9 protein-coding genes and 2 pseudogenes are annotated in these 25,175 nt (G+C 63.0%); 4 read left to right on the top strand and 7 right to left on the bottom strand.

The window, feature by feature from the left end:
- A pseudogene (locus AC1DIO_RS32570) lies at positions 1 to 850 on the bottom strand (IS481 family transposase); the annotation flags it as partial.
- An 84-nt stretch (positions 851 to 934) separates the two neighbouring features.
- On the opposite strand from AC1DIO_RS32570, the pseudogene AC1DIO_RS32565 reads away from it, so the two are divergent.
- Positions 935 to 1,922 (top strand): annotated as a pseudogene (locus AC1DIO_RS32565) (IS110 family RNA-guided transposase); the annotation flags it as partial.
- Between the two features lie 79 nt (positions 1,923 to 2,001).
- Here the strand turns inward: AC1DIO_RS32565 and AC1DIO_RS32560 are convergent.
- Both AC1DIO_RS32560 and AC1DIO_RS32555 read right to left on the bottom strand, forming a co-directional pair.
- On the bottom strand, positions 2,002 to 2,439 hold the full coding sequence (locus AC1DIO_RS32560; RefSeq protein WP_476777304.1) for a membrane dipeptidase: 438 nt from the start codon (positions 2,437 to 2,439) through the stop codon (positions 2,002 to 2,004).
- Positions 2,423 to 2,635: a membrane dipeptidase gene (locus tag AC1DIO_RS32555; RefSeq protein WP_476777305.1), complete on the bottom strand. Its 213-nt coding sequence runs from the start codon at positions 2,633 to 2,635 to the stop codon at positions 2,423 to 2,425. The genes AC1DIO_RS32560 and AC1DIO_RS32555 overlap by 17 nt, the downstream gene beginning before the upstream one ends.
- A 210-nt stretch (positions 2,636 to 2,845) precedes the next feature.
- Here AC1DIO_RS32555 and AC1DIO_RS32550 point away from each other — a divergent pair, with 210 nt between their 5' ends.
- The gene (locus tag AC1DIO_RS32550) at positions 2,846 to 4,294 is read left to right on the top strand and encodes a sensor histidine kinase (RefSeq protein ID WP_476777306.1); all 1,449 of its coding nucleotides are present in this window, start codon (positions 2,846 to 2,848) and stop codon (positions 4,292 to 4,294) included.
- Positions 4,287 to 4,964: a response regulator gene (locus AC1DIO_RS32545; RefSeq protein ID WP_476777307.1), complete on the top strand. Its 678-nt coding sequence runs from the start codon at positions 4,287 to 4,289 to the stop codon at positions 4,962 to 4,964. The genes AC1DIO_RS32550 and AC1DIO_RS32545 overlap by 8 nt, the downstream gene beginning before the upstream one ends.
- Positions 4,965 to 5,181: 217 nt before the next feature.
- Here AC1DIO_RS32545 and AC1DIO_RS32540 read toward each other — a convergent pair whose 3' ends face one another.
- Both AC1DIO_RS32540 and AC1DIO_RS32535 read right to left on the bottom strand, forming a co-directional pair.
- Positions 5,182 to 6,492 carry an HlyD family type I secretion periplasmic adaptor subunit gene (locus AC1DIO_RS32540; RefSeq protein WP_476777308.1) on the bottom strand — a complete coding sequence of 437 codons (1,311 nt, stop codon included), beginning with the start codon at positions 6,490 to 6,492 and terminating at the stop codon, positions 5,182 to 5,184.
- A gap of 3 nt (positions 6,493 to 6,495) precedes the next feature.
- Entirely contained in the window at positions 6,496 to 8,208 is a 1,713-nt protein-coding gene (locus AC1DIO_RS32535) for a type I secretion system permease/ATPase (protein ID WP_476777309.1), read from the bottom strand.
- Positions 8,209 to 9,061: 853 nt separating this feature from the next.
- Between AC1DIO_RS32535 and AC1DIO_RS32530 the strand changes: the two genes are divergently transcribed.
- The gene (locus tag AC1DIO_RS32530) at positions 9,062 to 21,685 is read left to right on the top strand and encodes a peroxidase family protein (protein WP_476854690.1); all 12,624 of its coding nucleotides are present in this window, start codon (positions 9,062 to 9,064) and stop codon (positions 21,683 to 21,685) included.
- Positions 21,686 to 21,759: 74 nt separating this feature from the next.
- Here the strand turns inward: AC1DIO_RS32530 and AC1DIO_RS32525 are convergent, their stop codons facing one another.
- Together AC1DIO_RS32525 and AC1DIO_RS32520 are read right to left on the bottom strand one after the other, a co-directional pair.
- A complete protein-coding gene (locus AC1DIO_RS32525; protein WP_476777311.1) occupies positions 21,760 to 23,346 on the bottom strand; it encodes a methyltransferase regulatory domain-containing protein in 1,587 nt (528 codons plus the stop codon).
- Positions 23,347 to 24,198: 852 nt separating this feature from the next.
- Positions 24,199 to 24,873 carry a LuxR C-terminal-related transcriptional regulator gene (locus tag AC1DIO_RS32520; RefSeq protein WP_476769625.1) on the bottom strand — a complete coding sequence of 225 codons (675 nt, stop codon included), beginning with the start codon at positions 24,871 to 24,873 and terminating at the stop codon, positions 24,199 to 24,201.
- Positions 24,874 to 25,175: the final 302 nt, after the last annotated feature.

Here is a 25,175-nt window from a genome sequence, read left to right as displayed (position 1 = left end):
GTCCAGCATTTGCAGATGAACTCGTAGGGTGTGAGCCCCCTAAGGGTCTTCAGCCGGCGGCCGAAATTGTAGGCGGCAACGAAGTCTGTGAGGTGCGCCTCGAACTGGCGATGATCGTCATAGTGGAAGCGCTTGACGGTCGCTTCCTTGATGGTGCGGTTCATCCGCTCGACCTGCCCGTTGGTCCAGGGGTGCTTCACCTTGGTGAGGCGATGCTCGATGCCATTCTCGTGGCACCGCATGTCGAACATGTGGGTGATGTAACGAGCTGTCGGCCAAAGCCCAAAGCTGCTTCCCGACATAGGACGTTGTCCGTGAGCACGGTGTGGACCCGGTACGGTACCGCGTCGATCAGAGCCAACAGGAAGGCGGAAGCCGAGGTCCGGCCGGTCTTCCTGACCACCTAGACAAAGGCGAATTTGCTCGTGCGATCAATGGCCACGTAGAGGTAGAGCTTGCCCTCGGCAGTCTGTACCTCGGCGATGTCGATATGGAAGTAGCCGATCGGGTAGGACTTGAAGCGCCTCTTCGGCTCCTTGTCTCCTGCCACCTCCGGCAACCGGCTGATGCCATGACGCTGCAGGCAGCGGTGCAATGATGAGCGCGTCAGATGCGGGATCGTCGCCTGCAGAGCATAGAGGCAATCATCGAGCGGCAGCAGAGTATGCCGGCGGAAGGCGACGATGACCGCCTCCTCCTCGATCGACAGCACGGTCGATCGAGGCTCGCATGGACCGGTCTTGAGATCCGCCGTCGAGCTCCGTCTCTTCCACTTGGCCACCGTCTTCTGGTTGATGCCATAGCGCATCGCCAGAGCCCTCAGGCTCTCTTGATGGGATGGACGGCGCCTGCACCGGCACCATTCTTAAGGCAGGCGCGTTGCCATCACGGACCATTCCGAGGAGCCCCATCCATGCGCAAGCAGCACACCGACCTGTCCGCGGCTGTAACGGTAGGTCTCGATTTGGCAGCTTATCTTCCAGGTTCACGTGGTCGACGGCTCGGGCGGTGTGCTGCTGACGAGAGCCATCAGACGTCGGGACCTCTTGCCCTTCTTCGAGCAGCTACCGCCATGCCTGGTCGGGCTTGAAGCTTGTGGCTCCGCCCATCATTGGGCGCGTAGGCTAATCGGTTGTGGTCATGATGTGCGGCTGATGCCGCCGGCCTACGTAAAGGCCTATGTCCGGCGCCAGAAAAATGATGCAGCAGATGCAGCGGCAATCTGCGATGCTGTGACCCGGCCATCCATGCGCTTCGTGCCGGTACGCTCGATCGCAAACCAGGCTGCACTCATGCACCACAGGGTCCGCGAGATCCTCGTCACCCAGCGGACGCAAATGCTGAATGCCCTGCGTAGCCACCTGGCCGAGATCGGGATCATTGCCGCGCAGGGACCGAACAACGCCCGCAGCCTGGCTGCTCTCATCGGTGGTGGCGACGAGGCGGAGATCCCGTCAACCGTGCAGACGGCCCTGGCTCCGCTCGTGCGCCAGATTGAACATCTCGACGCGGAGATCGCAGCCAGCGATGACGCGATCGAACAGCTCGCGAAAGAGAATGAAACCGCCCGGCGCCTGATGACGGTGCCTGGCATCGGTCCGGTGACGGCTTCCGCCATCGCTGCGACGGCGCAGGATGATATCTCGGCATTCGAGGGGCCGCGCGCGTTCTCTGCCTCTCTCGGGTTGACGCCTCGACAGAACTCGTCTGGAGGCAAGGAACGGTTGGGGCGGATATCCAAGATGGGAGACCGCTATCTCCGCAAACTTCTCGTCGTCGGTGCACACGCAGTGTTGCGTCACCGCCGCAAGGGCGAGGGCGCTCTGAGGACTTGGGCAAGCCGGCTCCTGGATACCAAACCCTTCAGAGTTGTAGCCATCGCCGTAGCAAACAAGCTCGCCCGCATCGCATTCGCGCTGATGCGGAGCGACCCAGGCGCCGCCGATATAAAATTGCTTCGTATGGTTCATGGTACTCTCAATTCCTGCGACTTGGACACGCTCAGGTCATCGCCAAGGCGGGATCAGTCTGCACGAACCATAGGGTCGCCTGCTCGCGCGGCTGTCCCGCTGCGAAGACTACCCCATAGAGACGCAGCCAGTTGCCGTTCGTGATCTTTTCGACTTCGTCCGGTTTGAAGCCGACCTCGCGCAGGCCGTCGGGCAGAAGGCCGAGATGGTGGACCTCGGTGAACCAGGATGGCGGCGGGGCCTTACCGGGGCGGTCGGCCGAGGCGGCACCGTAATCAACGCCGCGTGTCCAGCGACCCATGCGCATCCAGTCATAATCCGGTTTTGTGAAGTTGTGACTGCGATCGGTGCCGATCGCGACATGGTCGATGCCCATCAAGTCGACTGTCCGGGCCACCATCTCGCACCACGAACGGAGCGAACTCGAGTAACGGTCGCCGGTGATGTTGCGATTAGGTCGCGCAGCCAAGCACACCGCCCATTTCGGCCAGCGCCTTCAACACATCGTCGGTCTTGTTGCGCTTATGGGCAAACAAGCTGTCGGGGTTGGCGTGAGTGACGGCGACCGGCTTCTCCGACCACTGAATAGCGTCAAGGGTCGAGCGCCCGAACAGATTGTAACTATTCCGTGACTGCTTCGTTCGGAAGCAGCTGTAGCTCCCCAAATTGCTTTGACAAAGAATTGGACGGGATACATATTAGAATCCAGCGTCGCGGTCTATCGCTAAATTCACACCTATCCCGCCAAGATCTTTCGGGCGCGCCATGATTTTAAACCGCCTCTTTGACATTAACGTAATATCTGAATATTCAAGTATATTAGATTTTAAATTATGTATTAATTCATTCGATAGTTCATATTCAGGACATAGAGAATGACAAATAAGGCCCATCTAAGATCCTATTTATTGACTTCTTACCTCAATAGACAATGGCATAAATTGAGTCTCGCCAAACAATACACACTGGCGAGTTCAGCCCTCGTCGTCCTCGGCATGCTGACCCTGGGAGGGTGGGTTTCCAATATCATCGAGACCATCGTCACGGAGAATGCAGCCGTCGCGACGGCCCGGTACATGGACAACTTCGTCCAGCCGCATCTTCAAGCACTGCCCTCAGCCAACGTGCTGCCGCCCGATAGCAGTCAAGCCCTTGACGACGTGATGGAGACGGCGGCCGTCCATATGCGCGTCAGCGCGATCAGGGTCTGGGCGCATGACAACATGCTCGTCTACAGCACTCGTAAGGACGAGATCGGCAAGACACTCGCGCCAAAGGAAAGCTTGAACGCTGCCTGGCACGGCAAGATCTCCGCCGAATTCGATCACCCACACATCGAGGAGCATGACAAGGACCACGCAAGTCATACACCTCAGCTCGAAGTTTACTCGCCGATCCGATCGAGCGCGGGCATGATCATTGCCGTCGCCGAATTCTACGAGAATGCCGAAGAGCTCAGGCAGGCCCTGATCCAGGCACGAGAGCAGAGCTGGATCGTCACGGGAGTCGTGACGTTTCTGATGATTGCAGGCTTGTTCTGGATCGTGGCTCGCGGCAGCACAACGATTGAAAGGCAGCAACTATCGCTCCAGGAGCGTGTCGAGCAGCTCTTTCAGTTGCTCGCGCAGAACGAGGATTTGCGTAATCGCCTGCAAGCATCGGCACACCGCACGACGGAGCTCAATGAGCGGTACTTGAGGCAGCTTGGATCCGACTTGCATGACGGCCCCGCCCAAATGCTCAGCCTGGCCCTGCTCAGGCTTGATGGGTTGAAGCCCCGGAACACGGAAGCGGACGACGAGGCCAGGAAACGGAGCAACGCACACTCTACGATCAAGTCGGTATTGTCTGATGCGCTGAAGGAAATCCGCAGCATTTGCTCCGGGCTGACGCTTCCTGAAATCGAAAAACTCTCGCCGAGATCGGCCTTGTTATCGGCTGTGCGCGCCCACGAACGGCGAACGCTGACATCTGTCTCCATCGACATCTGCGATCTGCCGAATGACATGGATCACGCCACCAAAACCTGCCTGTACCGTTTCATCCAAGAAGGCCTGAATAACGCATTCAGACACGCGCGCGGCATGGGCCAACAGGTGAGCGTGCGATCCGACGGAGCGCTGATCACTGTCGAGGTGACGGACCAAGGCCCGGGTATCGAGCCCCATCGAAATCATCCCAGCGACGTCCATCTCGGCCTCACCGGCCTCAGGGATCGAATCGAGATCCTTGGCGGAAGCCTGCATGTCTCAAGTTGGCCGAACAAGGGAACACGCCTGACGACACGCCTCCCCCTTCAACCGACAGGTGAAGCTTATGGCTGACAAGATCCGGATTGCCGTCTTCGACGATCACCCGCTGTTTCGGGCGGGTGTCGTGCACACCTTGGCCTCCGAGCCCGACCTGGAGGTCGTTGGGCAGGGTTCATCGGCCCATGAGGCCATTCAGATCGCCCGGGAGCGGCTGCCAGATCTCGTCTTGCTGGATCTCGACATGCCAGGCGGCGGCATGTCGGCCATCGAGGCGATCGTCACCCATTGGCCGTCGGTGAAGACCGTGCTGCTGACGGTCGCGTCGGATGAGGAACAGGTCCTGGCCGCGATGCAGATGGGCGCTCAGGGCTATATTGCGAAGGGCGTCAGCGGCGTTGAACTGGTGAGCACGCTCAAGGCCATCCATAGCGGCCAATCCTATGTGTCACCGGAACTTGCGGCCAAAGTTCTGACCCAGATGAAGAGGCCAAACTCCAAGCGAAATGCGGCGGCAGACCCGTTCGCGGACCTCACGGGCCGCGAGGAGCAGGTTTTGTCCTTCGTCGCGCAGGGCCTGACCAACAAGGAAATCGGCAACTCCCTGTCCCTCAGCGAAAAGACGGTCAAACATCACATCACGAATGTCCTTCAGAAACTTCACGCCAGGAATCGCGTGGAAATAGCCATTATGGTCAACAAAAAATCACCCGGAACACAAAACATCAACGCTCGATTACTTTAGTTGCCGGAGATAAATACATCTCCAATCTTGATATCCATTGTGACAACAGCGATTTAACGCCATTCCGAGCGGGAGCGCGCCAAGCAGACCCTCCGGCCATCGATTGAACCCCAGACCAGGATGCCGGCGGCATTCGGCTGGCCCATGAATTCCGAGCATTTGCGGCATTGCAGGGCCGTCACCTGCCGGAGCCTTGGGTGCGGTCGCTCGGGGGCAGTCAAACCCCGCGAAAGGCACGCATGACCTGATCCGTCAGGGGCTTCGTCAGATAAGACATCACTGTCCGACTGCCTGTCTGGACGAATGTCTCGACCGGCATTCCAGGAATAATCTTCAGATTGCCGAGACGCTCGCGCTCTCCGGGCGTGAAGTTGATACGGGCAGGGTAAAACTGGGCCCCGGACCTCTGATCCTGCACCAGGTCCGCGGCAATCCGATTGACCACCCCAAAAATCTCGGGAGTTGTTCTCTGGTTGAACGCAGAGAGACGGAGCATCACTGTCTGCCCGGCGCGGAGCTGGTCGATGTCCTGGGGCGCAACCTTGATCTCGACGGAGAGATCGTCCTCTTCAGGCACGATCAGCATCAGCGTGTCTCCCGCAGCGACGACTCCCCCGATCGTATGGACGTTGAGCTGATGGATCGTACCGGTCTGCGGAGAGCGGATATCGATACGCTTCAACTGGTCTTCGGCCGCCACGCTTCGTTCCGTGAGCTCGACGGCCCTGTCCTGAATCTCGCGCAGTTCCTTGGCGACCTCGCTCCGCAGATCCTGGTCGATCTGGATAATCTGCATCTCGGTTTCGGTTATCTTCCCCCTGGCCTGGGCGACCGAGGCGATCATGGCGCCGCGCTCGCCATCCAATCGCGCGTCCTCGCGTGAGAGGGCGGTTACGCGACTGAGCGAGACCAGATTCTTGCGCCAGAGCTCCTGCACTCCATCAAGCTCCTGATGGATGAGGACAATCTCCTTGCCCTTGGCCTTGGCCTGGACTTCAAGACCGTCGATCTGCTCGCGCAATTGCTGGACACGCTGGCCCAACTGCTCCTTCAGGCCGGCGCGAGCCAGGCGCCGAAGGTCGAACAGGCCTTCCTCGCCGTCGATGAGCCGCGCCACGTCCGGCTCGGCCACCCGCTTCATGAGGCTATCGGGAAAGACGAGACGGTCGCGGCCGTCACGCTCGGCCTCCAGGCGCGCCTGGCGCGCGCAAAGCTCGTCGAGCGTCTTGGACAGCATCGCCAGGTTCGACTTCGCCACCGTTTCGTCAAGTCGAATGACCACCTCGCCGGCCTTGACCTTGTCGCCGTCCCGGACATTGAGCGCACCGACAACTCCGCCGGTCGGGTGCTGTACTTTCTTCGCATTCGAGTCGACGACAACCACCCCTGCAGCGACGACTGCTCCGGACACCTCCGTCCTCGCGGCCCATCCGTAGAGCCCGCCCACAAGGATGGTCGTAGCGGCGAGACTTGCGAGCAGGTGGCGCCTGATCGACCGGCGGGGGTCTGTTGCGGTTTTCGGCGACATGGATCAGTTCTCCACCGCCTTGAGGACGGCCGCGGCCGGGAGCGGCACAGGGCGCGTCACCCTGGACAGAACCTCGTCCTTCGGACCGAAGGCCTGTGCCCGCCCTCCGTCCATCATCAGGATCATATCCAACCCCGCCAGCGCACTCGGGCGATGCGCAACGACCACGACGATGCCGCCGCGTGCCCTGACCCCGAGGATGGCCTGCGTCAGCGCGGTATCGCCCTCGGCGTCGAGATTGGAATTGGGCTCGTCGAGCACGATGAGGAACGGGTCGCGGAACAGCGCCCGAGCAAGACCGATCCGCTGGCGCTGCCCCGCCGACAGGGCGGCTCCGCTATCGCCAATTTCGGTTTCATAGCCATCAGGCAGGCGTAGGATCAGGTCATGCACGTTCGCAGCCTTGGCTGCGGCAATGACATGCTCCGGATTGGCAGCCGGGTCGAAGCGCGCGATGTTCTCGGTCACTGTTCCCGCGAAGAGTTCCACGTCCTGCGGCAGATAACCGAGGTACCCGCCCAGATCTTCATCAGGCCAATGCTCAAGGGCAGCACCATCAAGCCTGATTTTGCCACGGCAGGCCGGCCAGATGCCGACAAGCAGCCGCGCAAGGCTCGATTTGCCGGAGCCGCTTGGCCCGATGACGCCCACGCCCTGACCGGCCTTGAGCGCAAATGAAATCTCCTGGACCAGGAGGCGCCCCTGCCCGGGGGCAACCACCGCAGCGTTCTCGACGCTCAGCGACAGGCGCGGTGCCGGCAGCTTCAACCGTCCGCCCGGCGCCGCTTCGGTCCCCATGACCTGCTGAAGCCTGCGCCACCCCTGCCTCGCGCCGACAAAGCCTCTCCAGTTTGCGATGGCGAGCTCCACCGGGGCCAGTGCCCGGGAGGTCAGGATCGAGGAGGCGATCATGATGCCCCCGGTCGCCTGGCCGTCGATGACGAGATAGGCACCGATGCCGAGAATGGCCGACTGGAGCAGCATGCGCGTCACCTTCGTCAGCGCACCGAAGCCGCCGGAGACATCGGAAGCCCTTTGCTGGAAGGTCATGTGGCGGCTGTTGGCATCGTCCCAGCGCGCACCGATGCGCCGCGCCATGCCAAGGGCCCGGACCACTTCGGCATTGCGCCGACCAGACTCGGTGATCCGGCTGCGGATAGCCGCGGCGCCAACGGCTGATCTGGTCGCATGGCGGGTGAGCATGTCTGTCAGAAGCGTCACGGCGACGAGGAAAAGGGCCCCGCCAAGCGCCGCCAGGCCGATCCAGGCGTGGAAGGCAAAACAGACCGCCAGGTAGAGTGGTATCCAGGGCAGATCGAAGAGCGCAGCCGGCCCTCCGCTCGCCAGGAAGGCTTTCATTTGGTCGAGGTCGCGCAAGGGCTGTTGTCCGTCGCCATCGATCCGACTGCGCAAGGGCTGCCGGAGCACCCCCTGAAAGACATCCTGGGAGAGCTCGCGGTCGAGCGTCGCGCCGATGCGCGAAAGGATGCGCCCCCGGCAGAGATCGAACAGTCCCTGGAAGGCGTAGAGCGCCGCCGTGATCGCAGCGAGGCCAATGAGCGTGGGGATACTGCGGCTCGGCAGCACCCGATCGTAGACCTCCAGCATGAAGATGGAGCCGCTCAGATAGAGCACGTTGATCAAGCCGCTCAGGAGCGCGACACCCGCGTACGCGTCCCAGCTCGAAGCGAGCCAGGAAGGGCCCTTCGACGTCATGGCCCCCATATCCCCACCCCATGCGTTGCCGGCGTCAGGCTTGCGGCCGGATCGGATGCGCCTGGGTTCAAGGGGCTTTCCACTCTCCCGCCGCAAGGGGCCTGCCTGGCAAGGGCTTGTTCCGACGACGAGCATCTGCGGCTCCGGTCGTGCGGCACAACAATCATGCCATTCCCTGAAATCACGTCGCAATCTCCGTCGAAACGGCCCGGAATCCGGATGCTGGACATCACATCGGCGCTGAAACAGCCCTCGGCATGCGCTATCCAGCGACCCTAATCCGATCGCCGCCTCGGCAGAACGTACTCTCGTCCAAAGCCTTCAAGGACTATGGTCCGACATCATTCGGACGATGGTCGCTTCGCCCTGACCTTCACCGCCGGCTCCCGTGCCCAGGTTGCGATGCCGCAGTGCGCCGGAATGAACCGAGGCGCCACCGGCGAGCTTCGAAACAATGGGTGGTGTCGCTTGCATCCGTAACCGTCTCCGGCATGCAGCGGCGAGGCGTTGGCGACTATGGTCCAACGAATTCCGACCATGGTCCGGCCGCGCTGGCCAGAAGTCCCAAGTACTTATKGATTGAACTTCCAATACTCAAGTCGCAATTGCCAAAACCTCACTTTATCGGCATCATCCTCGATAACAATTTCGCGAAATACCGGCTCAACTCCACATCATTTGATCAGTATAGAGCCAATATTTGCGATATTTCAGATGCATTGATTTAGCCTGCACGCGGCAGCGCGCCGAGATCCGGAAAGAGAGATCCTCCAGCAACCACTCGAGGCCGGCCAGGCCCCGAGCCGGATCGTGTTGACGCGTGCAAACAGACAAGCAATCGGGAGGTCCGGCTATGGTTACGTTTGATCGCGTAGACCTCGATTACATCCTGCAGCAGATCCTGATGGCCGAGGCCGGGCAAGGGCCCGTCAACCCGCATCTGGCCTTTGGATTGCGCGAGGTCGCAGGGACCAACAACAACCAGTCCACCGGCGCCGGCGGCTCAACATCGACATATGGATCGATCGACCAGCCTCTGCCTTTCTATGCGACACAGCTGTTCCAGCCAGGATACGCAGCGGGCACGCCATTCGTGGTGGATTCCACGCCGCGCACGATCTCCAACCTGATCTCCGACCAGAGTTCGGCCAACCAGGCCGCTGTCGACGCCTACAACGCCCTGCACCCGGAGCGGGCGACGCCCATCACCGTGCAGCTTCAGTTCAATCCCGACGGCACAGCGAACTCCGGCTATATTGCCAATCTGGGCATCGCCAATGTCACGCCGGATGGCGGCATTTCCGCCCCGTTCAACACGTGGTTCACCCTCTTCGGGCAGTTCTTCGACCACGGCCTCGACCTGATCTCGAAGAGCCAGACCGAGATCGTCTTCATCCCGCTGCTGCCCGACGATCCGCTCTATGTGCAGGCGACGGCAACCAACCCCAACCCCAACAACTTCATGGTTCTGGCGCGGGCCGTGCAGCCGACATTGAACCTGGTCACTCCGTTCGTCGATCAGAATCAGACCTACACGTCTCACCCCTCGCACCAGGCCTTCCTGCGCGAGTACCTGTCGACGCCAGGCGCGCTCGCCGGAACGGTCACGATCGAGGCCACGGGCCGGCTGCTCGAGCACACCGATGCCACGGGTGCGAACCACCTCGCCACCTGGGCCGACGTCAAGGCCAATGCCCTGAAACTCGGGATCGCGCTGACCGACTACGATGTCGGCAATGTGCCGCTGCTGGCGACGGATGCCTATGGCAATCTCATCCTCGGTGCCCATGGCTTCGCACAGGTTGTCGTCGCACATGCTGGAGGCGGCACGACACTGGTCGAGGGCACAGCGACCGGCCTCGACCTGACAGATCCGCTGCCGCTCGAGAGCGGCGAGAAGGTTGTCCGCATTGGCCACGCCTTCATCAACGACATGGCGCATGCAGCGAGCCCGTTCGATTCAAGCGGCAACCTGCTGCAGCCCGACAGCGACGGACTCGCCGGAGGACCTGCGCCCGCGGCTGGCCTCTACGACAACGAGCTTCTCGACAGCCATTTCGTCGGGGGTGATGGGCGCGCGAACGAGAATATCGGCCTGACCACCGTCCATGAGGTCTTCCACAACGAGCATAATCGCCTGATCGAGCAGACCAAGGCGATGGTCCGGGGCGAACTCGCCAAGGGCGACACATCGTTCGCCCTGAACTGGGTGCTCTCCGGGGCCAATCTCGCGGACGGCATTCAGGACGATGAATGGAACGGGGCGCGGCTGTTCCAGGCCGCCAAGTTCGGCACCGAAACGCAGTACCAGCACCTGGTCTTCGAGGAATTCGCGCGCAAGGTCGTCCCGACCATCCATGTCGCGGGCGACACCAACATCCACCTCGACGCGGCGATCACCTCCGAGTTCGCCAATGCGGTCTACCGCTTCGGCCATTCGATGCTGGACGAGACCATCGACCGCTTCGATGCCAACGGCAATCCGGTCCTCAACCCGGCGACGAACCAGCAGATGACGCTGATCGATGCCTTCACCAACCCGCTGGCCTTCCTCGCTCAAGGCTCCGACGCCGCGGCCCAGATCATCCGGGGCGCGACCCAGCAGGTCGGCAACKAGATCGACGAATTCGTCACCGGCGCGCTGCGCAACAACCTGCTCGGCCTGCCGCTCGACCTCGCCGCCCTGAACCTGGCCCGCGGCCGGGACACCGGCGTGCCGACGCTGAACGCGTTCCGCCACCAGATCTACGATCAGACGCACGACGCCAACCTGCGCCCCTACCAGAGCTGGGATGATTTCGGTCACTACCTGAAGCACCCGGCTTCGCTGGTCAATTTCATCGCAGCATACGGGACGCATGCCGCCCTTACGGCCGAGGCGACAGTCCTCGACAAGCGCACGGCGGCGCTTGACCTGATGGTTTCCGCTCAGAAGACGGTGAGCTTGAACTACGCCTTCAGGGATGCCGCGGGCAACCTGACGAGCTTCAAGTATACCGATGCCGGCCTGAAGCACACCGACTTCGCCTTCGTCGATCAGACCGGCCGCTACACCGAATATGGTTTCACCGACGCAGCCGGCCATCTGACCAACAGCGCTCTGGATGCGGCGGGGATCGCCAACATCGCCAATACGGCGAACACCCTCAACGCCGACAATATTGGCAATGCCGACCCATCCCAGGATGCCGGCAAGCCGATTCTCGATGGCTTCGGTCATCAGATCTCGGTCGCCAACACCGATTTCAGCCAGGATGCCTACGACTTCCTGCATAGTCAGGGCGCCTACGGCAACGCCGATCCGGCGACCTCCACCAATGCCAACCTCATCCACGACGCCAATGGCGCTGTCGCTCTCTGGAGCACTGGCTCGATCACCGGGCTCGATCAGGTCGATATGTGGATCGGCGGCCTTGCCGAAAAACAAGCCCTGAACGGCAGCCTGCTCGGCTCCACATTCGAGCTCATCTTCCGCGTGCAGCTCGAAAACCTGCAGGACGGCGACCGGCTGTACTATCTGCCGCGGATCGAAGGCACACATTACTCCGACCAGATCGAGAACAACTCGTTCGCGGAGATGATCCAGGCCAATATCCCCGGCACGCATCACCTGCCCGCTTCGATTTTCCAGGCGATGGAATACCAGATCGAGGCCAAGGACTATTACCAGCTCGATGCCAACGGCAATGTGCTGACGGATGCCAATGGCAACCCGCTCCTGCGCGCCAATCCGACATTCCCGACCTGGACGGATGCCAACGGCGTCGTGCACAACCTCGTCGAGATCACCAAGGACGGAACCCTTCATTTCATCGGCAAGGATTTCTACTTCGGGAACACCATGGTGCTAGGCGGCACCGACGCCAATGACAAGCTGCTGGCCGGAAACGCAGATGACGACACGGTCTGGGGCGACGGCGGCAACGACACCATCGATGGCGGTGGCGGCAATGACAATCTGTTCGGCGGTAGCGGCGACGACCTGATCACGGATCAGGCCGGCGACAATGTCGTGCATGGCGATGACGGCAACGACACGATCCTGCTCGGCAAGGGCGCCGACATCGTCTTCGGCGGCGCAGGCGACGACTACATTTCCTCGGGCGGCGGCATTGACGACGTCGTAGGCGGCGCGGGCAACGACATCATCCTGGCCGGCGAAGGCGGCGAAGAGGTTCAAGGCGATCAGGGCGATGACTGGATCGACGGCGGCAAGGATGGCGGCGACGTGCTCATCGGCGATGTCGGCGCGCCAACCGGCGAGACGCCGCTTTATACCGGCAACGATGTGCTGATCGGCGGTGTCGGCACCGTCATGAAGGGTTTCGGCGGCGACGACATCATGCTCGGCGTCGGCGGCTTCGATAAGTTCCTCGGCGGCACCGGCTTCGACTGGGCCTCCTTCGAGCTCGAGACGCAGGCCGTCAGCGTCGACATGAAGCGGCGCGAGTTCATCTCGCCGATCAATCCGTTGGGCGGCGACGGCATTCGCGATGTGTTCAGTCATACCGAGGGCGTCAGCGGCTCGCAGTTCGACGACGAGATCCTCGGCGCCAATGACCCGCGGGCGGTGCGGGCGGCCGCCAAGGATGCGCTGCTCAATCCGAACCTGATCCTGGGGCTTGCCGACACGCCGGCCGACGCCGCCGGCAAGACCTACACCAATCACAACGGAACCCTCGAGGGCTCCTTCTTCGCACCGGGCGCCGGCGGCCCCAACAGCGCCCTCGGCTTCGCCGGTGGCGACATCCTGCTCGGCGGCGCTGGCAACGACCGCATCACGGGCGGTGGCGGCGACGACATCATCGACGGCGATGCCTGGTTGCATGTCGCATTGCAGCCGAATGCCCAGGGTGTGATCGGCGCGGGCAGTCAGATCCTGCGCGAGATCCGCTACGACGACACACACCCCAACAACGTCGACACGGCCGTCTACAGCGACAACGCAAGCAATTACACGATCACGGTGCGCGGGGCCGCGGGCGCAACTGTGGTCCGCCAGCTGGATGCAGCAACAATCGCGGGGCTGGCGAGCGGCGCGATCCAGCTCGCACCCGATGCGCAGGGCTTCGTCACGGTAGCGCATACGCCCGCCGGCGCCGTCGCTGCGACGAAGAACGCAGTCGATGACGGCACCGATCGCCTGCGCAATATCGAGCGGCTCGAGTTCGCCGATGTCACCGTCGACGTCTCCGGTGGCCGCAACCACATCCCGGTCAGCACGCTCACCGTCACCGATCGAACCGGCAACATCGCGGCACCTGCCGTTGAAGACACCCTGTCCTCGAACTTCGCCACGGCCGGCGTGATCAAGGATGCAGACTTCGCAGGCGGTATCATCACCACCCCGATCTCCTACCAATGGCAGTATCAGGACCTGATCCGCGCCGAGTGGATCAACATCACGGGCGCGACGAATCCCAACGCCCTGGTTCCCGGCAGCTTCGAGGAGGGTCTGCAGATCCGCCTGAAGGCCACCTATACGGACGCGCATGGCTACACCGAGACGGTGACGAGTGCGCCGACACCCCTGCTCGCCGCGGATCCCGGCAAGAACTTCGGGCCGACGCAGAACCAGCGCGTCGTCMAACTCGTGGACAATGTCGATGCCTATCAGGGCGAGAAGATCAACGTCTTCGTTCCGATCACGAATTTCTGGACCGACGACCATACGGCGAACACCGCGCTCCACTTTGCCGCGACGCTCGCCAATGGCCAGATTCTCGATGGCTCGGCGGCTGCATTCGGTCTCCGCTTCACGCTTCAGTCCGACGCGACCGGCATCACCGGTGCCACCATCACCGGCCAACTTCCGGTCGGCTTCAACGGAGCGATCGACCTCCGGTTCTATGCCACGGATGATGCGATCACGACGCCGGCGGGCGTGGTCCTGCCCGCGCATACCTCGACGGCCGACTTCGCCATCAACGTTCTCAACACCACCGGGAATGTCGCCAACGATCCAGCCGCCGCCGTCACCGCGGCCGCGTCCCCTGCTGCACCGGCAGCGGATCCGATGGGGGTGAGCTTCGACCGCGTCGATCTCGACTGGATCCTGAACAATATCAAGATGGCCGAGGCCCATCAGCCACCGGTCAATCCGCATCTTGCCTTCGGGCTGCGCGAGGTCGCCGCAACCAACAATAGCGCGGTGTCCGGCCAGGGCACGTTCGGCGCCTCGGACCAGTCATTCCTGCGACTGACGACCCCGGTGCTGGGCCTCGCCCAGGACAACCCCTTCGCGCCCGGCCTCAACCTCACGAGCTATGCGCAGACGCATGGCAGCGTCTATGATTCCAACCCGCGCATGATCAGCAACCTGATCGTGGATCAGAGCGCCGCCAATCCTGCCGCACTCGAGGCTGCCACGTCGCAGGCGACGGTGATGCCGGCGGTGCAGGACCCGAACAAGGTCGCGGCCCTCGACGGCTTTGACCCGACCACCGGACTGCCGAACTACTCCATCCCGAACGTGACGCCGGATGGTGGCATTTCAGCGCCGTTCAACACCTGGTTCACGCTGTTCGGCCAGTTCTTCGACCATGGCCTCGACCTCGTCAACAAGGGCGGCAATGGCAGCGTCATCATCCCGCTGCTGCCGGACGACCCGCTCTACAAGGCTGGCAGCCCGACCAATTTCATGGTGCTGACGCGCGGAACCATGATCGAGCGCACCGCCGGCGCCGACGGGATCGTCGGCACGTCGGACGACACCTTCACGCACGAAACCACCAACGCGATCACGCCGCCGGTCGACCAGAGCCAGACCTATTCCTCGCATCCCTCGCATCAGGTGTTCCTGCGCGAGTACATCAACGTCGCAGATGCTGGCCAGGCGCCGAACATCCATTCGACCGGACGGATGCTCGACCATGTCAACCAGGCCGGAGCGACCCAGACCGGGAATGCCGACGCGACGGCGGCGACCACCGACCTCTCGCACCACATGCCGACCTGGGCCGACGTCAAGAAGAACGCGCTCGATAATCTTGGGCTCAAATTGTCGGATTACGACGTGGTCAGCGTGCCGCTCGTCCAGGCCGACGCCTATGGCAACGTCATCCGCGGCCCCAACGGCTTTGCACAGGTCGTCTATCAGGTGCTCGCCACCGACAGCACGACCCATATCACGACGTTGCTCGCCGAGCGGACCGTCGAGGGCACCGCAGCCGGCCTCGACATCGACCATATCGCGGTGCCGGCTGACCTTGCAGCCCCGCCGAACGCGACGCTGTCGACGCAGTATGTCGGCGCCGGCGTCGCCTTCATCAACGACATGGCCCACAATGCCAGCCCGTTCAACGATTTCGGCCAGGCTCTCACCGCGGACGGCGACGGCGTCGCTGGCAATGCGCCCCCGGTCGATCCGGCCACGGGCCAGAATCTGGTCTACGACAACGAACTCCTCGACGCGCACTACATCGCAGGCGACGGCCGCGTGAACGAGAATATCGGCCTCACCGCCGTACATGACGTCTTCCATTCCGAGCATAATCGGCTGGTCGAGCAAACCAAGGCCTTCATCCAGGCACAGCTCGACAAGGGCGATACCTCATTCGCATCGGAATGGGTTCTTCCGGGCGTCAACCTCGCTCCTGGCGCCGGTGGCGCAGCGCATCAGATCACGGCCACCGAGTGGAATGGCGAGCGCCTGTTCCAGGTCGCCCGCTTCGGCACCGAAACAGAGTACCAGCACCTCGTCTTCGAGGAATTCGCACGCAAGATCGCGCCCGACATCCATGTCTCCGGCGATACCAACATCCATCTCGACCCGGCGGTGTTCGCCGAGTTCGCCCATACCGTCTATCGCTTCGGCCACTCGATGCTGGACGAAAACCTGCAGCGCTATTCGCTGCATCATGGCGCTGACGGCGATCCCCTGAACGGCACGCCTGAGCTCGATGCCAACGGGAACCCGATCCTGCTCGACGGCAATGGCAATCAGGTTTCGAGCAATATCGCCCTGCTGACCGCCTTCACCAACCCGCTTGCCTATCTGAATGGAGGCGCCGACGCATCCGGCCAGCTTGCTCTCGGCTCCATGGCCCAGGTCGGCAACGAGATCGACGAGTTCGTCACCGGTACGTTGCGCAACAACCTGCTCGGCCTGCCGCTCGACCTTGCCTCGCTCAATATCGCGCGCGGCCGGTCCGAGGGCGTGCCGGGGATCAACCTGGTTCGCAACGAACTCTATAGCGAGACCAACGACGCGTCCCTGAAGCCATACGAGAGCTGGCACGAGTTCGGCCAGTTCCTGAAGCACCCTGCGTCCCTGATCAACTTCGTCGCAGCCTACGGCACCCACCCGAGCATCGCCAACGCTACGACCCTCGCCGACAAGCGTGCGGCTGCATTGGCGCTCGTCAGCGCCGGCGAGGACGAAGCCAACCGCGGCACCGATGCCTATGACTTCATGCACAGCACCGGCATCTACGCGAACAACGTCAATGACCCGCGCGCCTATCATGGCGCGTTGATCGACCCGATCACCGGCTCGGCTCAGATCGACCCGGTCACACATCAGCCCATGCTCGATCAGACGCCGCCGCACTACAGCACAGGCTCGGTCACCGGCCTCGACGCGGTCGATCTGTGGATCGGCGGTCTGGCCGAGAAGCAGAACCTGCATGGCGGCCTGCTCGGCACGACGTTCGACTATGTCTTCAAGCTGCAGATGGAAAACCTGCAGGATGCCGACCGGCTCTACTATCTGCCGCGCATCGAGGGCATGCAGTTCTCCGACCAGATCGAGAACAATTCCTTCGCCGAGATGGTGATGAACGCCACCGGCGTGCACCACATATCGGCCAGCATCTTCCTGACGCCGGAATACAAGATCGAGGCTACGGACTTCTATCAGCACAATGGCGATGGCAGCGTTGCGGTCGACAGCCACAACAACCCGATCTTCGCGGTCGGTCCGGCGATACCATCCTTCACCGGCACGGACGGGCAGTTGCACCCACTGKTCGAGATCCAGGGCGACGGGACCGTCCACTTCCTCGGCGAAGACAACTTCTTCGGCAACACGATGGTGCTCGGCGGCACCTCGGCGAATGATCGGCTGATGGCTGGCCAGGCAGATGACGACACGGTCTGGGGCGATGCCGGCGACGACATCATCGATGGTGGCGGCGGCAACGACAATCTATTCGGCGGCGACGGCAACGACATCCTGAGCAGCACCAACAGCTCCATCGGCTCATCGTTCCACGGTGATGGCGGCGACGACACCATCTATGGCAGCAAGGGCGACGATCTGATCTTCGGCGGCGCCGGCAACGACCTGATCTACGGCAACCAGGGTGTCGACGACATCGTCGGCGGATCGGGCAACGACATCATCTATGGCGGCGAGGGCGGCGAGGAGATTCAGGGCGACGAAGGCGACGACTGGATCGATGGCGGCCCCGACGGCGGCGATGTGCTCGTCGGCGACGTCGGTGCACCGACCGGGCAATTCCCGCTCTATGCCGGTGACGACGTCCTGATCGGCGGCGTCGGCACCGTGATGAAGGGCTTCAGCGGCGACGACATCATGCTTGGCGTCGGCGGCTTCGACAAATTCCTCGGCGGCCTCGGCTTCGACTGGGCCTCGTTCGAGAGGGAGACGCAGTCCGTCGCCGTCGACATGAGCATCAAGGAGTTCATTGCGCCCGACGCACCTCTCGGCGCCGATGGCATCCGCGACATCTTCACCCAGACCGAAGGCCTGAGCGGCTCCCGCTTCGACGACATCCTGACCGCGGACAATAATGCGCGCGCACCGATCGTGCCGCTCGCCAAGAACCAGCTGAACAATCCCAGCCTGATCAAGGGGCTGGCAGACGGCCCCGTGGACGGCTTCGGCAACCCGGAGTTGTCCTTCGTCAACGGCACGACCGAAGGGGCATTCTTCAAGCCCGGCACGGCGGTGAGCATCACCGGCAATATCGTCCTCGGCGGCGGCGGCAACGACATCATCGAGGGCGGCAGGGGCGACGATGTCATCGACGGCGACGCCTGGCTGCATGTCGAGCTCTTGCCGAACGCTGCGGGCGTTGTCGGCCTCGGCAGCCAGATCCTGCGCGAGATCCGCTATGACACGACACCGGGCAACATCGACACGGCCGTGTTCACCGGAAACGCCTCCGACTACACGATCGACGGCAATGAGGACGCCGAGGGCTTCATCACTGTCGTGGACAGCGTGGCCGGGCGCGACGGCACCGACCGGCTGCGCAATATCGAGCGGCTGCAATTTGCCGACACGACGATCGACGTGTCGCAAATCGACTTCGCCGTGGCGACGCACAATCATATTCCGCAAGCCAACCCCTCGGTCGGAGGAGCCGCCCTCCAGGTCATACTTGCCGCTGGGCTGGCCGCCCCGCAGGTGAACAGCGCGCTGACCACCGATGTGACGAACCTGGTGGATTTCGACTTCGCCGGCGGCACAATCACCAATCCGCTCTCCTTCCAGTGGCAGTACCTGAACATTGCGCGCGGCGAATGGGTCAACATCGCCGATCCGGCGCTCGACCCCAACGGCGCCACCACGGCGACCTTTACGCCGACCGACTTCTTCCTCGGCCAACAGCTTCGTGTCGTCGTGACCTATGCCGACCCGGCGGCTCAGTCTGGCTTTGTCGAGCGCGTTGTCTCGGCGCCCACGGCTGTTCTGGTTCCCGATCCGCTTGCCGCAAACACCGCGCCATTCGTCGTGGCGCAGCAGGAGCTCGTCGGGCTGCCCAATACGGCAGCAGTACAGGATAAGCCGATTACCAACATGTTCCTGCCACTGACGACGGTCTTCGGCGATCGGGAGACGGCCGCGACGGCGCTCACCTATACGGCCGCCATCGTCGATGCCAACGGCGCCGCGCACCCCATCACGAACGCGACATCGTTCATGGGCCTCGCCTTCACGGTCGATCGGGACGCGACCGGCGCTGTCACGGACGGTCATATCACCGGCACGCCGCCGGCAGGCTTCACGGGCGGCATCACGGTGCGCATCACGGCAACCGACCCACAGGGACTCGCAGTCACCAATGACTTCACGATCGATGTGCTCGGCCGCAGCAATGGCACACCGGTCTTCGGCAGCAATCTCGTCAATGCCCAGTTCAACGAGTTCACGACGGCGGCCGTCATCGCAGCGCAGAATCTCAGCACGCCTGCGGGTACGCTCGTCGCCGGCCTGAGCGCGACAGATACCCTGACTGCATTCCAGATCGCCAACCACCAGGTCGCTGCCCCGCTGGCATGGAGCATCGTCAACGGCGACGCGCTCACACAGGGGCTGTTCAAGATCGGAGCCACGACCGACACGGTCACGGCAGCCGGCGTCACCAGCGCTGCGACGCTGGTGTTCAATCAGGCTCCCGACTTTGAGGCGATCAAGCAGCAGCTCGGCGGCAATCCCAATGCCTCGATCAACGCCGCCGGCACCGAGATCACCTTCACGATCCAATTGCAGGTGAGCGATGGTGACCAGACAACGATCCAGACCGAGATCGTCCGGATCGAGAACGTCAACGAGGCGGCCTCGGGAGCAGTCCATGTCGGCGGCTTCAGCGCCAATACGGCCAACGCAGTGCTTGCCGGCACTGACACGCTCGCCGATCCCGACCTGATCACAGCAGCCAACCCCACGGGCCGGATTGCCGGCATCAATCCGCCCGGCACCGCAGCCCCCTTCCAGTGGCAGCAATGGAACGGCACCGCCTGGGTCAACATCACGGGCGCGGCCGGCACGGCGCCGTCGCTCACGATCGCAAACCAGACGGTCCGGCTTACGGCCAGCTATAGTGACGTGTTCGGGGCGAACAATCCGGCCAACACCCCCGCGGGAATGATCTCTCCAGAGACCTTCGTGGTTGGGAACGGTAACGGCAACACCTTGTCGGGAGACGTCCCGGCCGGCTTGTTCGCCAATGGGCACAACCGGACCTTCCTCGGCCTCAGCGGTGTCGATACCGTATCCTATGCCAACGACGCGTCAGGCGTCGCGGTGAACCTTCTTGATCCGACCAAGAACACCGGCATCGCCGTCGGCGACAAATACGTGTCGATCGAGAACGTGACCGGCGGGTCGGGCAACGACATTCTGACCGGCGATGCCAACGCCAATGCCCTCACCGGCGGTGTCGGCGACGATCTCTTCATTGCCACAGTCAACGACGGCAACGACAATTATGCCGGCGGCGCCGGCATCGACACCTACGACCTGTCTGCAACCTCTGCCGGGGCCGTCGTCACGACCAGCAGCGCAACGAGCAGTCAGATCGGCAACGACACGTTGAGCGGCATCGAGAATATCATCGGTAGCCAGGGCGCCGACACCATCACCGTCAATGGCGGCGTGAATGTCATCGACGGCCAGGGCGGCAACGACATCATCGATGCCGGCGCCGGCATCGACACCGTCCATGGTGGCTCGGGCGATGACATTATCACTGGCGGCACCGGCAACGATGCGCTGTTCGGCGACGCTGGAAATGACAGCTTCATCTACACCATCGGTCATGGTGCCGATGCGGTCGATGGCGGCGCGGACACCGACAAGCTTATCATCACCGGCACCAACGCGTCCGACACGCTCAATGTCGTTTTCAGCGGCACCACGCTGACCGCCTTCGAGGGCGGAACCATCACCAGCATCGAGCAGGTCACCGCGGATCTCGGATCCAATAGCGGGTCGGGCGACACCTTGTCCTATGCTGGGACGACTGCCGCCGTAACCGTCAATCTCGGAGCGGGGAACGCCTCCGGCTTCACCTCGATCGCCAATATCGAGAACGTCACCGGAGGCAGTGGCGACGATAGTTTGACGGGCAATGGCGGGAACAACACCCTGAATGGCGGCCTTGGCAACGACACGCTCAACGGAGGCGGCGGTACCGACACGATGATCGGCGGCGCGGGCGACGATATCTACATCACCGATGGCAACGACACCCTCACGGAAGCTGCCAACCAAGGCACGGACACGGTGCGGAGTTCCGTCACCTTCACGCTTGCCAACAACTTCGAGAACCTCACCCTGACCGGGAACGGCAATATCAGCGGAACAGGAAACAACGCCGCCAACGTCATCGTCGGCAACGGCGGCAACAACACCCTCACCGGCGGCGCAGGCAATGATGTCATKACCGGCGGAGCAGGCAGCGACACCTTCCTCTTCAACACGACCAACGAGTCCGGCGTAGGGGTCGGCAACAATGATGTGATCACCGATTTCGAGGGGGCCGGCGTCGCTGGTGGCGACATCATCGATCTCTCGGCAATCGATGCCAACACCGGCTCTGGCGGAAACCAGGCCTTCACCTTCATCGGTAGCGCCGCCTTTTCCGCCGCAGGGCAGGTGCGCGTCATCCAAAGCGGCGGCGACACGGTCGTCCAGCTCAACACGAACAACAATGTCGGCACGATCGAAATGGAAATCAAGCTCGCGGGGCTTCACAGTCTCGCCGCCGGCGACTTCATCCTGTGAACAGAGAGCGGGTAGCGCGATGGAGCCATCCTCGCGCTGCCCGCCGCTGCGCGGCGGTGCCTCCTGCTCGCCTCCTATCGCGGCTCCGGCAGGAGTACTGCGCCGCTGGCGAGATGGCCGATCGTTTCGTCGACATGCCGGCGGGCGATCGCAAGCAACGCCTGCTCATCCCGCCACGATGCAGGCCCCTCCGTTTCGTGAAACCGGCCCCGATCGGCGGCGATCTCGCCGGCCAGCCATTGGGCCAGCACGGCCCTGTCCATCGTGCCGTCCAGCCGTGCGGTGATCGCACGTCCCATTTTCGATAGGTGAACCGCGACGTGGCGCAATCCGGTCACGGACGGAAGCCCGAAGGCAGCCTCCGCTCGCGCCAGCGGCCAGGCGACGGGGCGTGCGGCATCTTTCCGACCGACGCAGAGCGCCAACAAGGAGGGCTCGGCCCGGCCTTCATGGATGAGGCTCATGAGCACGCGCGCGACCCGGGGGCCCTCCTGCCCGGAAGCGAGTTCCGCGACCGGGAGCGTGCCCGGCCATGCGTCGGCCAAGCGCGACATCGCGTGCGCGACCGCCGCGCCCCTTGTTCCCAGCCGGCGCCCGCGCGCATCCTTGAACGATGCCGTCTCGCCGGGTGCTGGCGGCGTCCGCTCGAGCCGCATCGAAACATGGAGGTGGCGGAGATCGGCCGGCTTCGGCGCGTGGATCGCGCGGGCCGCGCTTGCCTTGACGAGCAGCGAGCGCCGGAACGGCCTGCCGCCATACTGGTCGAGCAGCGCCGCCGCCGCCATTGGGTCCTGCACCGCCAGTTCCGCAATCCTGCGCCGCATGCCCGGCGCCAGCAATTCGCGGGCATCGGCATCCAGGTCGGCTTCACACAGGAAGCTCAGGCCGTGCCTGCCCGCCCGCTCCATAAAGTCGCCGAACGAGCAGGGTGCGTTATGTTCGGTCAGGAACTCGCCGAGCACATAGGAGCCCGGCATCCGCAGCAGGCGGGCCGCTTCCGCGCGAATGATCTGACCGAAGGCGAAACCTCCTGCGGTCGCCGTCTGCAGGGTCTCGAGGACCGCGCGCGCCCGCTCGACGCGCTCCCGCGGCGTGCCCGTGCTGCCGACCTGGCTGCGCAGGATGTCGCGGACGGGGCTGCGCAGATGCCAGCCCGGCAGAACATTGTAGCTAACGGCCGCGATGCCGTTATCGGCAAGCGACGCCTCGATCACGCGCAGGATCGCATCCTGCACATGCCCCGGGACCCAGCTGAAGACACCGTGGCAAATCACATAGTCAAAATGCCCGCGGGCGCTGCCGGTATTGGCGAGATCGGCCTCGATCAGCTCGATATTGCCAAGGCCCAGCCCAGCGATCCTGCGTCGCCCGTCCGCGATCTGCCGTGAGGACAGATCGATCCCGACGAAGCGGGAGCGGGGGAAACGCGCGGCCATCGGGATGAGATTCCCCCCCGACGCACCGCCGAGTTCCAGCACGCGCGCGGGCTCAGCCGCAGGAGCGTCGAGACCATGGAGGGTCGCAAGCGCGCCGAGCGTCGCGGGATGGGTGTAGGCGATCGGCAGCGAGAGATACGGGAAGCCGTCATAATCGCTGGCATCACGGCCGGGTCCATCGTTCTCGGCAATAGGGCTTGGATACGCTGGGTCGCCCACACTCATCCGCGCCCCTCGTCACCTACACCGTGCCGGCCGCCCAACGGGTATCGCAGCCCCCGCATCGACTGGCAGGCAGAGCGGATCATACTGAGCCTGCGAACGGGTAACTGCAACCGTATGGCCAGCGAGCATTGTCCCGGGAATGGTGCGATCTGAGCCTGCCACGGTAGGATAGTGGCATGCAGCCGATTTCCTCCGCTCGTCACCAGCTCCCGCCTAGAGTAGCGTACGATTTTGAGCAGCTCTTGTTCTGACCCCAATTCGGGCCAGCGAGGCTTGAGCCTCGATCCGGCCTCCATGGCCCCGCGGCCAAGGTGCTTGCCGATGATGTAGAGGTGGTCGCCGGTCGCGGCGCGGTGGGCGAGCATGCCGCCCTGTTCGATCTCGGCCTCGGACGCTCGACGCACCCGGTACTGGCGCTGTGGGAAGCGCCGGAACAAGCGCTTGTCTACTGGTTGTCCTCGTCGATCCGTTGGGCCAGCCGGCGCTGCCTCGGGGTCGGGAGAGTTTCGCCGGGCTGGCGGACGCTCAGGTGCCGTTTGGCGGGCCGCCTTTAAGTTCCCAGGTCAAAATGGCGAGAGCCAAATTCTCAAGCTTCACCTCGGCCATTGGATGACGGGCAGCGGAATGGAGGTCGCGAGCCCGAGAGCAGGCGCGGATATAATCTGCCTCCGAACTCAGCACCATCGAGCGCCGACTTACATTAGATAGCGCGCGGTTCCGTCTGCGGTCTGGTCGCTCTTCACGCATGCAGATTTAGCTCCGCGGCGTCGAGAGATTTGATCGCCTCAGCCGTGCTGGCCGAGGCCGTGAACACGATGATCTTCGTCTTTGGCGCGATCCTCGACTCGTCTTTCAGGGGCGGAACCTTGTGGCAACCGGGATGCTCGTCGCCGCAGCCAGCTTTTGCGCGGCGATGACCGCCTCCAGACGATTACGGGCATTCAGCTTTGCCATCAGGCCGGTCATGTGCGCCTTGATGGTCTTGGTGCTGAGCGAAAGCTCGCGGGCGATCTCGCTGTTCATCTTTCCGCAAAGCAGCAGTTTGACAATCTGCTCCTCCCGGACGCTGAGCCTGTTGCAGGCCGCCTTCTGTCGTTCGAGAGACTTGTCCTTCAAGGCGCAGATTAGTTTGCTCGCGAACGAGGGACTGACATAGACGTCGTTGCGTTGCGCGGCCTGAAGGGCTTGAATGAGGTCGTCTCCCGGGCCGCTCTTTAGGACGTAGCCCTTCGCCCCGGCATCAAGAGCCCTGATCGCATCATCCGTGCTGGCCGAGGCCGTGAACACAACGATCTTCATGGTGGGAGCGATCCTCAACGCGTCCGAGATCGCCCGATAGATATCCCCCGCCATGCCGGGATCGACGATCATGTCATCGGGCCGATGGCTCCTGGTGATCGACACCATATCGTCCGCGACATTCCCGGTCGCGGCGAGCGTAAAACCGCCCCATCGTTTCAGCAGGGCGGCGATCCCCTCCATCAGCACCGGGTGATCATCGACGATTGCGAGCGAACGATCCGGCATGGCTCCTCCCCCTCTCTACTTTACCGCTGCAAGTCGAATGAGATGGTCGCTCAGTCAAAACCCTTTGCGAGATGGTGGGGGCGCTCCATGTTGGAGCGGCGCTGGTCGGCTGCCGGATCCCCTCCCATTCGATGATTCGAACATGAGGTGCAGCGGTCGCCTCACCTCTCCTTGAAGATCCTGTTGGCGTGGTCTGCGAAGGGTTTCGTCAGGAACGAGAGCGCGGTGCGTTCCTCGGTGGTGATGAAGACCTCGACCRGCATTCCGGGCTGGAGCTTGCGGTCGCCGAGGGCGGCGACGAG

Source organism: Allobosea sp. 05T439 (assembly GCF_056396005.1).
Note: the sequence above shows the minus strand (reverse complement) of the source record. Positions and strands in the feature narration are given on the sequence as shown.

What these genes read in the sequence shown, in the direction of transcription:
- AC1DIO_RS32550 (WP_476777306.1), top strand. Translation starts at nt 2,846, where the DNA reads ATGACAAATAAGGCCCATCTAAGATCCTATTTATTGACTTCTTACCTC.
- AC1DIO_RS32545 (WP_476777307.1), top strand. Translation starts at nt 4,287, where the DNA reads ATGGCTGACAAGATCCGGATTGCCGTCTTCGACGATCACCCGCTGTTT.
- AC1DIO_RS32540 (WP_476777308.1), bottom strand. Translation starts at nt 6,492, where the DNA reads ATGTCGCCGAAAACCGCAACAGACCCCCGCCGGTCGATCAGGCGCCAC.
- AC1DIO_RS32535 (WP_476777309.1), bottom strand. Translation starts at nt 8,208, where the DNA reads ATGACGTCGAAGGGCCCTTCCTGGCTCGCTTCGAGCTGGGACGCGTAC.
- AC1DIO_RS32525 (WP_476777311.1), bottom strand. Translation starts at nt 23,346, where the DNA reads ATGAGTGTGGGCGACCCAGCGTATCCAAGCCCTATTGCCGAGAACGAT.
- AC1DIO_RS32520 (WP_476769625.1), bottom strand. Translation starts at nt 24,873, where the DNA reads ATGCCGGATCGTTCGCTCGCAATCGTCGATGATCACCCGGTGCTGATG.